The organism is Endomicrobium proavitum (genome assembly GCF_001027545.1).
Lineage (GTDB): Bacteria > Elusimicrobiota > Endomicrobiia > Endomicrobiales > Endomicrobiaceae > Endomicrobium > Endomicrobium proavitum.
On sequence record NZ_CP009498.1, the window covers coordinates 558,476 to 574,534 of the forward strand.

The window sequence follows — 16,059 nt, forward strand, 5'->3', positions numbered from 1 at the left end:
AAACACTGCGCCGCCGGCAAATATCCGCCGATCATCCAATAAAATTCTTTCTAAAAACGTTTATATATTAAGCGGTTTTACGGCATAAAAATGCGGAAACATCTAAAAAACATCATTCTAATATCCGCTGCTGCGGTTTTGTTGATAACGGCATATAACTTACGCAATATGCTGATAGTGCCTCATTTGATAAATTTTTTAAGCCGCTCCGCCGGACATGAAATAACTTTAGAAAAAATTTATATTAATCCGCTTACGGCAAGCGTAGCATTTTCGGATATCAGCATAGATAATTCAATACACGCCGATTACGCGTCTTTTAGAATAAACTTTTTCAGATTATTCGGGAATTTTAAAACCCCCGAAAAATATTTAAGCAAAATCCACGTTGATAGGCTTTCGCTGCCTTCAAATCTTTCTTTAAAAAATAAAACTGATTCTGCAGGCGCTGAAAACTCTCCAATTAAATTTTCCTTGCCGGAAAATACAATTAACCTATCCGTAGATAATTTAGTTTTGCAATCAAGCTCCGGATCTGTTTGTTTATCCGGCATAAATTTTTCGATAAACAATAAAAAAATAGAGGGGGAAGCCTCCTATTTTCTTTTAAACTCAACCGTAACTTTAAAATCTTTATTGCTTTTCTCTTCAACTGCCCAATATAATTTAAACTCGACGCTTTCTTCAAACGGGGAACTTACGGTATCGGCTAATTTTTTGGGAACCGCTAACTCCGGACTCTCTGAAGTTTTTCAAAATATAAATATTCAAAAAATAGCTTACAAAGGTTTTGAAATATCAAATGCCGCTGGTTCGCTTTCGATAAAAAATAAAAAACTTAAAGCAAACATATCAGGCGAGTTCGGAAAAATTAATTTAACTTCTGAAAATTTATCGGAATTTTTGGTAAACGGCGAAACCGAACTTGAAAAAATAAATAAAAATTTTTCCGCCAAAATCAACTACAACGGCTCTTATAAAAATTCAAAAAGCAGTATAAACGTTAAAATACAAAATCTGTCGGCATATGGTTTTTTACTTGGAAACTATAATTTAACGGCTTCAACCGGCAAAGAAGGCAAATATGAGATTTATTGCGTTTACGGTCTGCGCGAGGCGGCGGCATTTACTTATTTTAACGGCGGCTCTTACTCTTTAAAACTAATTCTTGACGGAGTTGTGTCGGGCGCGGCATCCGGAAATATTAAAGATGAAACTATTAAAGTAGATTTAAAAAATATTTCCGCAGCAAGACTTCCTGCCCTTCCTTTTATATGCAAAGACCCTTCGGGAGCCGTGTCTGTTTTAGGTTCTTTGGGTAAAACCGATGGGAATATAGATGTTGATATAAGAAACTTTCAGGCAAAAAACATTAACAGAACAGACATTAAAGGGAAACTTTCAAAAAATAACGGTTTATATAATGTCAACATCGTAAAAAGCGATAAGTCCGTGTTGTTTAACGGAACTTTTGAAAAAACAAAAGTTTTAAGTTTTGACTTTAATTTTTTAAACCTCAGCGTATATAATATTTTTAAAGCTTTAGGATATTCGCAAAATATAGTAAGCGGCACGGCAAACGGATACATTAAATATAACAGAGGCGCGGATGTAGAGTTTGATCTTTCTGCAGTCAACGGAGTATTATACGCAAATAAATTTAAATTTCTTGAAGCAAAGGGAAATGTTAATTATAAAAGCGTCCGAATATCTCGCTTTATTTTAAAATCCGACAACGCCGGAGCAGATTTGGATATAAGCGGGCTGCTTGGTTTTTCAAAAGATACTCCAGAATCTAAATTTGATATAAAAGCTAAAAATATAATTCTGTCCGGCGCCAATATCAATGCAGATCTTACTTTTAAAGGCAAACTTTCCGGCAAAAACGAAGTTAAAGGCGAGTTATCCGGAAAAAATATAAAAGCCGCGGGAATGGCAATTCAAAAACTATCCGCAGATGTAACCGTTTCCTCCCAAAGAGCAGTTGTGTCGTCGCTGCGTACGGATAACGGCATCTCCGGAAATTTTACGGCAAGCTTTGAGGAAAAAGATTTAAACGGAATGCTGTCATTTAAAAATACCGATATAAAAAATGTATATCCTCAGCTTTACGGAATTTTCAACGGCTACGTTAAGCTGTGGGGAACGTTTGCAAGCCCTTCTGTAAAAATAGAGTCCAACATAAAAAAAGGAGAATATCTTAAAGTGCCGTTTGCATTTTCCGCCGACATGCTTTATGAAAATAAAATATTAAAAGTAGAAAAAGCTTTGTTAGCGTCAAAAGAAACTAAAGCGCTTCTAAAAGGCTCTTACGGGGAAAATGAAAACATATCAGTAGAATTTGAAAACGCCTCGGAAGAAATTATAAACAAGTTTATAGGCTTTGTAAGCCCGGTAAAAGGTTTGTTTTCCGGCAGCGGATCTTTTTATAAAGTAAACGGCAAACCTTATTTAAAAATGTTTTTAGGATCAAAAAACTTTCTTATAAAAAATGCAAAAATAACAGATTTTAAATCTAACGTTATAATACACGATAAACTTATTTCTTTAAGCAGCGCGTCGGCAAAAATTTCAGACAGTGAAATTAAGGCGGAAAGCGCCGGATTTAACATTGCAAGCGGCAAGTATTTCATAGATTTGTCGCTGGTAAACGCTCATGCCGGTTTTGCCGATGTTTTCGGTCAAATTTCACTTTCGGGAGTTATGAAAAAACAAAAAGGCGGTTCAATATATTCCGGCGACATTACTTTTAATAATTTTTGGATTAACAGATATAAACTTACAAACGCTAATTTTAACTATGAAATAAAAGATAAGTCTCTGAAAATATTTAAAGACAATGCGCCCGAAGGCGTTTTAAATGCAAGCGGAACGGTAAAATTCGGCGATGCAATTACAATTGAAAACTTTACCGTTGCAAAAGACGGCGGCTTGTTTACCGTCAACGCTTCGATAAAGCAAGACAACATAAACGCTTTCGCTTTAGGAAAAAGAATCAGCTGGGAATTTCTTTCCGATGCCTTTGAGCTGCCCGTTGAAATGATTGGGGAAACCGATATAAATTTAAGTTTTACCGGACACTTGAAAAACCCGAAAGCTTCGCTTGAAATAAATTCGTCAAACGGCAGCATAATGGAAATTCCTTTTGACGCTTTTGACGTTTCAATGCTTCTGGAAAATAATATAGCTGAAATAAAAAAAGCGAGAATTTATAAAAAAAATGAAGTAAACGTTTCCGTAAGCGGGCGTTTTCCTTTGTGGCTTGACCCTTCCGTTGAAAAAGAAATGAAAAAAATGCCGTTGGAAATTTACTATTCCGTTGAAGACGCGAAAATGAGCGTTTTACAATACATTACAAACGGATATTTAATGCCGTCGTCGGGTAAATTAAATTTTAACGGTTCTCTTAAAGGCGTTTACGGCAAAATAATAAGCAACGGGCAGCTTAACATATCTAACGGCATTATCGCCGTAAAAAATTATATTGAAAAAGCTAAAGACGTTACCGCGGATATTACGCTTTCGGACAACCGCATTCAAATCAATAAATTTTCATTTAAATCCGGAGCGGGGAAAGTAAACGCCGAAGGTTCGGTTTTGCTTGAAAGTTTAAAAATAGCGGATTTTAACCTGAGAATTTTTACCGCCGACAAAAAAGGAATGAGCCTGCGCGTTTTAGAGCTGCCTATTCCAAGTTTTATAGGTTCTAAAGCAATAATGCAGGACTACTCAAAAGGCGAACCCACTTTTGATTTAACAATTACAGGCGCAGGCGAAAAACCTAAAATTGCCGGCGTGGTAGTTTTGGAAAATACAAGAATTTGCTACCCGCCTGCGTCAAGAAATCCGGGATCGTCTTCAATAATTCCAAAAGAAGCAGAGCTTGACTTAGAGCTTAGAAGCGGAAAAAACACAAAATATGAAAATTCGTTTGCCGACGCGTGGGTTAACGGAAGTTTGTTTTTAACGGGAACTTACGGCGCAGTGAAACCTTTGGGCATTTTAGATTCGCAAAAAGGCACGATAAGTTACTTCGGAATTACTTTTGATATTTTAAACGCAAAAGTTGAAATAGCAGATTCAAAAAATATTTTTATATCGGGAGAAGCGGAAACGCAGGTATATTCTCCGGCAAAAGCCGAATACGGAACTTTCGGAATGTCGGTAACAAAATCCGAAATAAAATCTTTAAACATTCGCTATTATTCTAAAGACGACCCGACTATGGACTCGCAAACAGCATTGGCAAAAATTACAGGAACGGAACAAATCGTTCGCAATGAAACCGAAGAAAACTCTTCAACAATGTCGGATTACTCCATACGCCAGCAGGCTTTGCGCCTTATAGATTCAAGCTTTGCCACGCCTTTTGCCCGCACTATTTTGAGAAGAACCGGGCTTATAGACAACGTGCGCGTTGCATATATGGCGCAAGATCAGGTTGTGGCGCCTTCAGAAGAAAATCAGGACTTTTTAAGCCTGTTATACGGTTCTAAATATTCGTTTGAAAAAAATATTACCGATAAATTATTGCTTGGATACTCTATGGTTATAGACCAAATTGAGCAGAAACTTGACCTTCGCCATGAAATAGAAATGCGATACAGGCTTACAAATAATCTATTTTTAAGCGGAAGTTATGAGCTTGAAAAAGAAGTTCAATTTCACCAACCTGACAGAAAGTTTATGCTGCAGCACCAAATAAGGTTCGGACTTCCGAAGAAATAAATAAAAATCATTGAAATTTTTATGCTTTTTTAATAAAATGTTCAACGTGCATTTTATATTAATACTATTATTTTTTAAGGAATACAAATGAAAAAATTTATCTTTGCGATTTTTGCTGCGACCATCTTAAGCGTAAACGCGTTTGCCGATACCGATAAAGTTATGCGCGTGCAAATTGAAGGGCTGCAAAATGTTAAAATCAAAACCGTCACTTCCGTTATTGAACTCAAGAAAAAAGGCATGGAGTATTCCGACGATATTGCAAGAAGCGACGTTCGCGCTATTTTAGATTTAGGTTCTTTTGAAGACGTTGAATTTAACTTCAATAAAGAAAACGGAACTCTATCTTATATAGTTACGGAAAAACCATACATAAAAAAGATAAATTTTAAAGGCAACAAACAGTTTTCTTCGGGAAAGTTAAAGAGCGAAAGCACATTAAAAGAAAAACAATATTACGACAGCGCCAAGCTTGACGAAACAAAAGCCAAAATAGCTCTTTTATACAAAGACGCCGGCTATGCCGACTGCGAAATTGAAGCGTATCCTACAACAGACGCCGAAACAAATATAATGACCGTCAATTTTCTTATTACGGAAAATAATAAAATTGTCGTAGGCGGCATAAAAATAGACGGCACTGTGGCGTTTAAAGAAAAAAAGATAGTTAAACTTATGAAAACTAAAGTTAAAAAAGTTTTCAAAGAAGATACGTTCAGAACCGACATCGGCTTAATAGAAACTTTCTATAAAAATAACGGGTATATGGAATATAAACTTTTAGATTCCACAATAACCTACAACGACGACCGCACGCAAATGCTTATAACTTTAAGCATCAGCGAAGGCGCAAACTATAAAATAGGAAACATTACTTACGGAGGAAACGAAGCGCTTACGGACAAAGAAATAACAAAATCTCTTAAAATTACAAAAGGCGCCCAGTTTCAACAGTCAAAAATTGCCGAAACGCTTCAGGGCGTTTACGACTTGTATTCAGACAGAGGTTATTTGCACGCGCAAGTTGTTCCGTCGTTTAACGGAGATGAGCAAACCGGAATAGTGGACATAGATTTTGCCATACAGGAAAACGCGGTAGTATATGTAGGCAACGTTTACATTGAAGGGCTTGTTTCAACAAAAGATAAAGTTATCAGAAGAGAAATTCTTGTAAAACACGGAGACGTTTTATCGGCCGGCAAAGTCCGCAGAAGCATTGAAAGAATTTACAACCTTGGGTTTATAGAAGGCGCAGAACCTCAAATACTGCCCACGCAGGCGCCTGACGCAATGGATTTGCTTTTTAACATAACCGAAGGCAAACCCGGTATGATTACCGCCGGCGCCGGATACTCTTCGGTAGATCAATTCGTAGGCTCCATACAGTTTCAACATATGAATCTTTTCGGCTACGGACAGAGACTTAATTTGTTATGGGAATTCGGCGCAAGAAGACAAAACTACGAAATAGATTGGACGGAACCGTGGATTTTCAATAAAAACGCAAGCTTAACCTTAAGCGCATACAACATTGAAAGAGCAAGAGATTACGCAAGCGTTACCGACGCTTACAAAGAAAGCAGAATAGGAGCCGGCGTAAAAGTAGGTCCGCGAATTAGCGAAACCGTCGGGCTTTTATTCGGATACAGTTATGAATTCGTAAAACTTTACGATATAGATTCACGAGTTTTAAGCGACATACAAAGCGCAACGGACTTATCTAAAGACAACACTTCAGCCGTGCTTGCGCAGATAGTTTTTGACAACAGAGATTACGTTTTTGACCCGTCAAGAGGCTCAAGACATCTTTTTGCGTTACAATTTGCCGGCGGACCTCTCGGCGGAAATGTAAATTATGTTAAAGGGACTGCAAAATCTACGTGGTATTTCCCGACGTTTTGGAAGTTTGTATTATCTTTCAATGTTAACGCCGCAATGATAGGCTCTTACGGCGGGCAAAAAACCGTTCCTTTGTATGAAAAGTTTTACGTAGGCGGAGCCGATACCATAAGAGGATACAAGTACAGAACTGAAATAGGCCCTGAAAACGGCGGAACCGTTATGGGGCTTGCAAATGTAGAATATAAATTCCCTATAGTTTCGGATAAAGGAAAAGCAATACTTCAAGGCGCGTTCTTCTACGACATCGGCGGAACGTGGGATAAAGTAAGCGATATAGATTTCTCTCTCGGCACGGGGACAAACAACCTGCGTTCGGGAGTAGGTTTCGGCATACGCTTTGCCACGCCGGTATTCCCGTTGCGTTTAGACTGGGGATACGGCTTAAATCATAAATCGGGAGAACCGCTGCAGCAGTTCTATTTTACAATTGGAAATGTTTTCTAAAAAATTTTTATTACCCGCTATATTTTTGTTTCTCGCTGCGTCTTCTTACGCTTTGGAGCTGCACGTTACGGGCACGCCTGAAAAAAACGTGCAAAGCAGCATAAGCGGAATAGTTTTTATAGATATGGAAAAAGCTTTTGAAAACCACCCAATGACGGCAAGATACAGAGAAGTTCTGCAAAATTTTGCAAAAGGAAGAAAAGAGCTTTTAGACAAGCTTTCTTCCGATATTAAAACCAATGAAAACAAATTAAGCGAAATAGCCGTTAAAATAAACGAAGCCCAAAACAGAAACGATCAGGCAACTATTGAAGAATACGCCAAACAATTTGACGGAGTGAAAAAAACTATTGAAAACTTGCGCAGCACCGTTTCCGAAACTTCCAAACGCACGAAAACCGAGCTGGCTATTATGGAAGAAAAGCAGTCTCTAACGGTATTAAAAGACATAGAACTTGTTTTAAAAGAAGTTGCAAAGCGCCACCGCGCCGATATTGTTTTAGACAAGCAAAGCATTCTTGTAGGCAGCCAAAATAACGAAGATGTAACCGATGAGGTTATAACAAGATTAAAAGGAAGATAAATGAAACTTACCGCATCCGAACTTGCAAAAATAGTTTCCGGAGATCTTGAAGGGAATGCAGCGGAAATAATTACCGGAGCTAACGGATTGTCTGAAGCGCGCGCCGGAGAAGTGTCGTTTTTAGGAAATTTAAAATATACAGCCGACGCTTTAAACACAAAAGCAAGCGTTCTTTTTATTGCAAAAGATACGGATTCTTCGCAATTTAAAAATAAAACCGTTATAAAAGTTAAAAATCCGCAATACGCATTTTCCGTAGTTTTAACCATTATAGATAAAGAAAGACTTGCCGTTATAGAACATAAAGTTTCTCCGTCGGCGCATATTTCGCAAAAAGCGGTTGTGGAAGAAAACGTTTACATAGGGCACAACGTCGTTATTGAAGATGGGGCGTCTGTCGGAAGCGGAACAAAAATATTTCCTAACGTTTACATAGGAAGAAATGTCAAAATAGGAAAAGACTGCATAATATATCCTAACGCGGTAATAAGAGAAAACTGTTCTCTGGGCGACAGAGTAATTTTGCAGCCGTCGGTAGTAATAGGCGGCGACGGTTTCGGTTTTGCCACAATAGACGGCGTAAACAATAAAATTCCTCAGATAGGGCGCGTAGAAATAGGTTCGGACGTGGAAATAGGCGCTCACACCACAATAGACAGAGCTACCGTTGACGCAACAAGAATAGGCGACGGCACAAAAATAGACAATCTTGTTATGATAGCGCATAATGTTCAAATAGGTAAAAATTGTATTATAGTTGCAGAATCCGGAATAGCAGGCTCCACTCAATTGGGCAACAACGTAACTATCGGCGCGCAGGTTGGCATAGTAGGTCATATAAAAATAGGAAACAATGTAACCGTAACGGCTCAATCGGGAGTTACGGCAAATTTAGAAGACGGCGCTATCGTAGGCGGAAACCCGATAACAGATCTTCAAAACAGTATAAAAATAAGAGCCACGTTAAGGCATCTTCCTCAAATGTATCACGACATAAGAAAAATAAAAAAAGATTTGGAGACTACTAAACAAAATGGCTAAACAAACTACCATAGCCGCAGAGGCTTATGTAGAGGGAGTAGGCTTACATACCGGCAAAAAAAGTAAAGTTGTTTTTAAGTCGGCTCCGGCAAATTCCGGAATTAAATTTATACGCACGGATTTGTCCGGGAAACCTGAAATTCCGGCATTGTATTCAAACGCCCTGCTTAACATGGCTGTGCGCGGAAGCGTTATAGCAAAAGGCGAAGCAAGAGTAAGCACAATAGAACATATAATGTCGTCGTGCAACGCTTTGGGCATAGATAACCTTACCATAGAAATTGATAACGAAGAACCACCTATTCTTGACGGAAGCGCAAAAGTTTTTGCCGAAACTCTGGCAAAAGCCGGCGTAAAAGAACTTGACGCGCCCAAAGAGTATTACGTAATAACGGAACCCGTTATTTTTGAATCCGGAAAAACAAAAATATCCGCATACCCGTCGGACAAACTTGAAATAGAATGCACTATAGGCTTTGACCATCCGTATTTAAAGCATCAGGAAATGAAAGTGTCCTGCGTAAATAAAGATTTTTATTTGAGCGATTTAGCTTCGGCAAAAACGTTTTGCTTTGATTATGAAATAGAAGCTCTCCAGAAAAACGGTCTTGCTTTGGGCGGCAACATGGATAACGCCATAGTTATTTCCATAGACGGCATTCACAATCCGGAGCCTTTAAGATACGCCGACGAATTTGTTCGCCATAAAATTTTAGATTTAATCGGCGATTTATATCTTGCCGGAAAACCCATAAAAGCAAAAATTACGGCGGAAAAACCCGGACATTTAAACAACATAAATTTTGTAAAAGAGTTTGTTAAAAAAGCAACAATAAAAAAAGATAATACGGAGGACGTAATGGAAAGCCCTGCGCTTAAAGAAGGGGAAAAAATATTGACGCATGAAGAAGTTTTAAAAATTATACCTCACAGATATCCGTTTGTAATGATAGATAAAATAAAAATAAATAGCGCCGAGCCGAATAAAGCCGTGGGCTACAAATGCGTAAGCGGCAACGAAGGTTTTTTTCAGGGACATTTTCCGGGAGCTCCTATAATGCCCGGCGTTTTAATAGTTGAAGCAATGGCGCAGACTTCCTGCGTAATGTTTCTTTCAAAACCGACAATGAAAAATTGTCTTGCATATTTTATGTCCATAGATAACGCAAAATTCAGAAAACCCGTAAAGCCCGGCGATTTACTTGAGCTTAGAGTAGAAACAATAAAAGACAGCGGAAGACGTGGCAAAGTAAAAGGTCAGGCTTTTGTTGACGGAAAACTTACCACCGAGGCTGAGTTTATGTTCATAATAGTTGATAAAGAGGCCTAAAAACATGATACACCAAACGGCAGTGATAGACAAAAGCGCTGTCATAGATAAGGATGTTGAAGTAGGTCCTTATACCGTGATAGGCCCCGAAACAATTATTAAAACCGGAACAAAAATTCACGGGCAATGCGTAATAGAATATGCAGAAATCGGCGCAAACTGCGAAATATTTAATTTTTCTTCAATAGGCAAAAGACCTCAGGATTTAAAATATAAAGGCGAAAAAACAAAAGTTGTAATAGGCGACGGCACAACTGTGCGCGAAGGCGTAACCGTAAACAGAGGCACCTCCGCCGCCGGACAAACAATCATCGGAAAAAACTGCCTTTTAATGGCAAGCGCGCACGTAGCGCACGATTGTATTTTGGGCAATAACGTAATTATAGGATATACCTCGGGAGTCGCCGGACATGTTGAAATAGGCGACGATGCAATTTTAAGCGGAAGCGTAGGCGTGCATCAGTTTTCTAAAATAGGAAAATCTGCAATGATAAGCGGCGGCGCAATGGTTGCAATGGACATAATTCCTTACTGCGTAGCGCAGGGCGACAGAGCCGTTTTAGCCGGTCTTAACGTAATAGGGCTTAAACGCAAACAGATGAAACTTTCGGAAATAGAAGATATAAAAAACGCTTACAGAGTTTTATTTATGTCTAAACTTCCGTTAAACGACGCGCTTGAAAAACTTGAAAGCATTGCGTCGCAATATGTTAAAGAAATAACTGATTTTATTAAATCCTCCCAGAGAGGAATTGCTCGTCCAAAGGAAAAGTAAAATGATTCACGCTTCGGCAATAATAGATAAAAGCGCCACAATAGAAGATAATGTTGAAATAGGCGCTTATTCGTGCATAGGCCCTAACGTAATTATAAAATCCGGAACCGTTATAGGAACAAATGTTTACATAGAACATTGCGAAATCGGCTCCAATTGTAAAATTTTTCACGGCGCGTCCGTTGGAACGCCTCCGCAGGATTTGGGATATAAAAACGAGCCTTCAAAAGCTTATATCGGCGACGGCACAACGTTAAGAGAGTTTGTAACAATTAACAGAGGCAGCGCTAAAACAGGCAAAACCATTATCGGCAAAAACTGTTATTTTATGACTGCTTCCCACGCGGCGCACGACACAAGAATAGGCGACAACGTAATTATGGCAAATAATACTTCCGCCGCCGGGCACGTTGAAATAGGCGACAATGCTTTTGTAAGCGGCAACGTGGGCATTCACCAGTTTTGCAGAATAGGCAAAGGTTCTATGACAGGCGTAGGCACTTCTGTAACCATGGACATAATTCCTTACGCTTTATGCGCAGGCTACAGAGCGCAGCTAAACGGATTAAATCTTGTAGGAATGAAAAGACGCAAAATGACTGCAGATGAAATTAACGACGTAAAAGACGCTTATAAAACTCTTTTTGCGTCAAAACTTTTGCTAAACGACGCGCTTGCAAAACTTTCGCAAAGCGGTTCCGTTTACGTAAAAGAAATCGTTGAATTTATAAAAACCTCTAAAAGAGGAATAGCAAGACCGGAATAATAACAATGAAAAATATAGGGCTTATCGCAGGCAACGGAAGGTTTCCTTTTTTGGCCGCTCAAGAAATAAAAAAAAGCGGCGATAAAGTTATCTGCATTGCGTTAAAAGAAGAAGCCGACCCTGCGCTTGAAAAAATTTGCGATAAAACCTATTGGTTTCATATGGGAAAATCGCAAAAAATTATAGATGCGTTAAAACGCGAAAACGTTAAAACGGTAATAATGGCAGGGCAGGTAAAGCACGTTAGAATTTATTCGCTTTTTAATTTAGATTTCCGCGCGGCAAAACTTATTGCAAGTTTGGTCAACAAAAAAACAGACACCATTTTGGGCGCAATAGCTAACGAATTTAAAAAAGATGGAATAAAACTTTTGCCGTCTCATTATTATTTAAAAAATTTTATGGCAAAAAAAGGGCTTATATCGGGTAAAAAATTAAGTTCGTCCGAGAGTAAAGACGTTGCGTTCGGTTTTAAAATAGCAAAAGGTATAGCCGGTCTTGACATAGGGCAAACCGCGGTGGTTAAAGATCGCTCTGTTTTAGCCATAGAATCTATAGAAGGAACCGACGAATGCATAAAAAGAGCGTATAAATTCGGCGGGAAAAACGCCATTGTAATAAAGGTGGCAAAACCGAAACAAGATTTTAGATTTGACGTTCCCGTAATAGGCGTGCGTACAATAGACGTGTTAAAAGAAAATAAAATTCGCGCTATGGCCGTTGAATCCGGCTCAACATTAATACTTGATAAAGACGAGTTAGTAAAAAAAGCAAATAAAGCCGGCGTAACAATTATTGCAATATAAATATGAAAGATATCGGAACGCAAACCATTGAAACAGAAAGATTTATTTTAAGACGCGTAACTTTAGACGATGCGCAGACCATGTTTGATTTTTGCAGCAACGAAGACGTGGCAAAATATATGAACTGGCCGGCGCATAAAGACATAAGCGTTACAAAAAAAGTTATTTCAGATTGGCTCAACAATTATTCAAAAGAAGATTTTTATCAGTGGGCTATAGAAGATAAATCTTCAAAACAAATGATAGGGCTTATAAGCTATCACGATATAAACAAAAGAATAGAAAGCGCTTCCATAGGCTATTGTCTGTCAAAAAAGTTTTGGAATAAAGGCGTAATGACGGAAGTTGCTCTTGCGGGAAACAATTTTATGCTAACCAAAGCCGGCTATAACAGAATTGAAGGATATCACGACGTAGAAAATCCGCCTTCCGGAAAAGTTATGCAAAAGTGCAATATGCGTTTTGAAGGGCTTCGCAGAAACGGCGGAAAATATGACGACGGAAGATTTTGTAACGTTAATGTTTATTCTATAATAAAATCCGATTTAAAATAGAGGGAAAAATGATTAACATTGCCGCTCCGGTTATAGGACAAAAAGAAAGAAAACTAATAAATGAAGTTTTAGATTCAAGAATTTTAGCCGCGGGAAAATATGTAACGCAGTTTGAACAGTCTTTTGCAAAATATTCCGGCGCAAAATTCGGCATTGCAAACGCAAACGGCACAACATCTCTTCACACGGCGCTTTTAATGTGCGGTGTTAAAGCCGGCGATAAAGTAGTTACAACGCCATTTTCTTTTATTGCCACCTCAAACTCTATTCTTTTTTGCGGCGCAAAACCTGTTTTTGCGGATATTGAACCCGAAACTTTTAACATAAGCGCCGATTCGCTTGAAAAAATTCTTAAAAAAGAAAAGAACGTTAAAGCTGTGGTAATTGTTCACCTTTACGGACTTCCTTGCGATATGGACGCAATACTTAAACTTAAGAAAAAATATAAATTTAAACTTATAGAAGACGCGTGTCAGGCTCACGGAGCTCAATATAAAAATAAGAAAGTTGGCTCTTTCGGCGACGCTGCGGCATTTTCTTTTTACGCCACTAAAAACATGATGACGGGCGAAGGCGGCATAACTCTTACCAACGATGCAAAAGCAGACAAATACGGCAGACAAATTATAAACCACGGAAGAGACGGGCATTCCACATTTACGGTTTTAGGATACAATTACAGACTTACAAATTTAGCGGCGGCAATCGGCATTGCGCAGCTTGAGCAGCTTGAAAGCTGGATAGCAAAAAGAATTTCAAACGCAAATAAATACAACGAAGCGTTTAAAGATTTAGCTTTTTTACAAACGCCGATAGTGCCTTTAAAAACAAGGCATGTGTTTCATCAATATACAATAAGAATAAATCCGGCTGAACGCGAAAAATTCATGCAATATTTAAAAGATAACGGCGTGGGCTGCGGAATTTATTACGACTGCGTTTTATATAAACAGCCTTATTATAAACAGCTCGGATATAAATCCGGGCTTTGCCCTAATGCCGAACAAGCCGCAAAAGAAGCCGTATCTTTGCCGGTTCACCCGTCATTGTCGGCAGCCGACGTTCAAAGAGTTATAGATGTTGTAAGAGGATATAAAAAATGAACATCGTTAAAACCGCAGTTATCGGCGCGGGCTCTTTAGGTCAGCACCACGCCAGAATTCTCGGTCAGCACCCCGGCTCTAAACTTGAATACGTTGTAGATACCGACGTTAAACGCGGCGAAAAAATAGCCAAAGCCAACAACGCGCAGCACATAACGGATTTTAATTTTCTTATAGGAAAAGTTGACGCTGCGGTTATTTCAGCGCCCACGCAGTTTCATTATGCAATTGCAAAACCTCTTTTGGAAAGCGGAGTTCACTGCCTTGTTGAAAAACCGTTTACATTAGATGTCGCGCAGGCGGAAGAACTTATAGAAATAGCTCAAAAGAAAAATTTAGTTTTGCAGGTGGGACATGTTGAAAGATTTAACCCTGCAATAATAGCGGCGGCGCCGTTTGTCAACAATCCTAAATTTATTGAAATAAACAGACTGGGGCCTTATGACCCCAGAACCGCGCATATCGGCGTTGTTTTAGATTTAATGGTTCACGATTTAGATATGCTGTTTTATCTTGTTAAAGATAAAGTTGTTTCTCTTGAAGCGCACGGCGCAAAAGTTTTGTCAGACACCGAAGACATTGCAAAGGTGCGTTTAAAATTTGCAAACGGCTGCGTTGCGGACGTTTCCGCAAGCAGAATTACAATAGACAGATACAGAAAAATAAGAATTTTCCAGCCGGACGCTTACATATCGGTAGATTATGCCGGAAAGAGCGTAAAAATATACAAGCAAAAAGAAGGCGTCCAAAAAATGACTTCTCTTTTAGACATAGAAATCAAAAAACCTAAAATTCCTTCCAATGAACCGTTATTTTACGAGCTTGACAACTTCCTTACAAGTATTATAGACGGTAAAAAACCAGCCGTTGCCGGCGAACAGGGCAGAGACGCCGTAGAGCTTGCGTTAAATATTTTAAAGCACATGGTATTTTAATGCCAAACAACAGAATATTTATATCAGCGGGAGATTTGTCCGGCGAAATACATGCCGCAAATTTAATTCGCGAAATAAAAAAAATTGCTCCTTCCTGTTTTATTGAGTCTGCCGGAGGGGATAATTTAAAATCCGTTTCCGACAGCTTCATTGAAGACATAGTAAACATAAACGCTTTCGGATTTTTTGTTGTAAACCAAATTTTTTTCTTAAAAAAAGTTTTAAAAAAAATTGAAAACAGCTTTAAAGAAAATAAACCCGACAAAGTAATTCTTGTGGATTATTACGGTTTCAATATATTTGTAGGCCGTCTTGCAAAGAAATTTAATATTCCGGTATATTATTACGTTAGTCCGCAGGTGTGGGCGTCGCGCGCGGGAAGAATAAAAAAACTCAAAGAAGTTGTTCGTAAAATGTTTGTAATTTTTCCGTTTGAAGAGAAATTATACAAAGATAACGGCGTGGATGCGGTTTTTGTGGGAAATCCTTTAATAGATAAAATATCCGCCAAAGATAATTTTGAAATTTCAAACCCGCCGGTTGTAGGTTTGTTTCCGGGAAGCAGAAAAAGCGTTGTAAAAAAGCACATTCCTATTCTTTTGGAAACGGCAAAAATTTTAAGAGAAAAACTTAATGCAAACTTTATAATATTTAGCGCCGGCAAAAATTTTGAATTTTCAAACAAAGTTTTGCCGGATTACATACAGCTTGTTTCGGACAACAATCAAGAGAAAAGAAAATCTGTAAATATTGCAGTTTGCCCGTCCGGAACGGTAAGCCTTGAAAACGCGCTTTTTGGCATTCCCATGGTTGTAATGTATAAGCTGGCTTACTTTAATTATTTTATTATGCGGCTTATCGCAAAAGTAAAATATATAACTATAGTAAACATTTTAGCGAACAAAGAAATAGTTCCGGAGTTTATTCAACATGCGGCGCGTGCGGAAAATATAGCAAATGCGGTTATAGAGCAGTTAAATCCAAATAACTATCGTCAAAAAGTGAGCGAACTTCTTTCGTTTAGACAAGCGCTTGGAGCGCCCGGCGTTTCAAAAAGAACAGCCGAACTTATTGCGACCGACAAATAAATTT

12 protein-coding genes are annotated in these 16,059 nt (G+C 38.5%); all 12 read left to right on the forward strand.

What is annotated here, in order from left to right; all coding sequences use genetic code 11:
• Positions 1–90: 90 nt before the first annotated feature.
• The 12 genes from Epro_RS02310 to lpxB all read left to right on the forward strand — a co-directional run bounded on the left by Epro_RS02310 (position 91) and on the right by lpxB (position 16,055).
• A complete protein-coding gene (locus Epro_RS02310) occupies positions 91–4,728 on the forward strand; it encodes a translocation/assembly module TamB domain-containing protein (RefSeq protein WP_052570208.1) in 4,638 nt (1,545 codons plus the stop codon).
• Positions 4,729–4,815: 87 nt separating this feature from the next.
• Positions 4,816–7,074, forward strand: a complete 2,259-nt coding sequence (gene bamA, locus Epro_RS02315; protein WP_052570210.1) for an outer membrane protein assembly factor BamA — start codon at positions 4,816–4,818, stop codon at positions 7,072–7,074.
• Positions 7,064–7,657, forward strand: a complete 594-nt coding sequence (locus Epro_RS02320; RefSeq protein ID WP_052570212.1) for an OmpH/Skp family outer membrane protein — start codon at positions 7,064–7,066, stop codon at positions 7,655–7,657. The genes bamA and Epro_RS02320 overlap by 11 nt, the downstream gene beginning before the upstream one ends.
• The gene (gene lpxD, locus Epro_RS02325) at positions 7,658–8,698 is read left to right on the forward strand and encodes a UDP-3-O-(3-hydroxymyristoyl)glucosamine N-acyltransferase (RefSeq protein WP_052570214.1); all 1,041 of its coding nucleotides are present in this window, start codon (positions 7,658–7,660) and stop codon (positions 8,696–8,698) included.
• Positions 8,691–10,028, forward strand: a complete 1,338-nt coding sequence (locus Epro_RS02330) for a bifunctional UDP-3-O-[3-hydroxymyristoyl] N-acetylglucosamine deacetylase/3-hydroxyacyl-ACP dehydratase (protein ID WP_052570216.1) — start codon at positions 8,691–8,693, stop codon at positions 10,026–10,028. The genes lpxD and Epro_RS02330 overlap by 8 nt, the downstream gene beginning before the upstream one ends.
• A 4-nt stretch (positions 10,029–10,032) precedes the next feature.
• Complete coding sequence (lpxA, locus tag Epro_RS02335; protein WP_052570218.1) at positions 10,033–10,803, forward strand: acyl-ACP--UDP-N-acetylglucosamine O-acyltransferase; 771 nt, start codon at positions 10,033–10,035, stop codon at positions 10,801–10,803.
• 1 nt (position 10,804) lies between these two features.
• Entirely contained in the window at positions 10,805–11,569 is a 765-nt protein-coding gene (gene lpxA, locus Epro_RS02340; protein WP_052570220.1) for an acyl-ACP--UDP-N-acetylglucosamine O-acyltransferase, read from the forward strand.
• A gap of 5 nt (positions 11,570–11,574) precedes the next feature.
• Positions 11,575–12,375: an LpxI family protein gene (locus tag Epro_RS02345; RefSeq protein WP_052570221.1), complete on the forward strand. Its 801-nt coding sequence runs from the start codon at positions 11,575–11,577 to the stop codon at positions 12,373–12,375.
• A 2-nt stretch (positions 12,376–12,377) separates the two neighbouring features.
• On the forward strand, positions 12,378–12,929 hold the full coding sequence (locus tag Epro_RS02350; protein WP_052570224.1) for a GNAT family N-acetyltransferase: 552 nt from the start codon (positions 12,378–12,380) through the stop codon (positions 12,927–12,929).
• 8 nt (positions 12,930–12,937) lie between these two features.
• The gene (locus Epro_RS02355) at positions 12,938–14,032 is read left to right on the forward strand and encodes a DegT/DnrJ/EryC1/StrS family aminotransferase (protein WP_052570225.1); all 1,095 of its coding nucleotides are present in this window, start codon (positions 12,938–12,940) and stop codon (positions 14,030–14,032) included.
• On the forward strand, positions 14,029–14,967 hold the full coding sequence (locus Epro_RS02360; protein WP_052570227.1) for a Gfo/Idh/MocA family protein: 939 nt from the start codon (positions 14,029–14,031) through the stop codon (positions 14,965–14,967). The genes Epro_RS02355 and Epro_RS02360 overlap by 4 nt, the downstream gene beginning before the upstream one ends.
• Positions 14,967–16,055, forward strand: a complete 1,089-nt coding sequence (gene lpxB / locus Epro_RS02365; RefSeq protein WP_052570229.1) for a lipid-A-disaccharide synthase — start codon at positions 14,967–14,969, stop codon at positions 16,053–16,055. Before Epro_RS02360 ends, lpxB begins: the two co-directional genes overlap by 1 nt.
• Positions 16,056–16,059 lie beyond the last annotated feature (4 nt).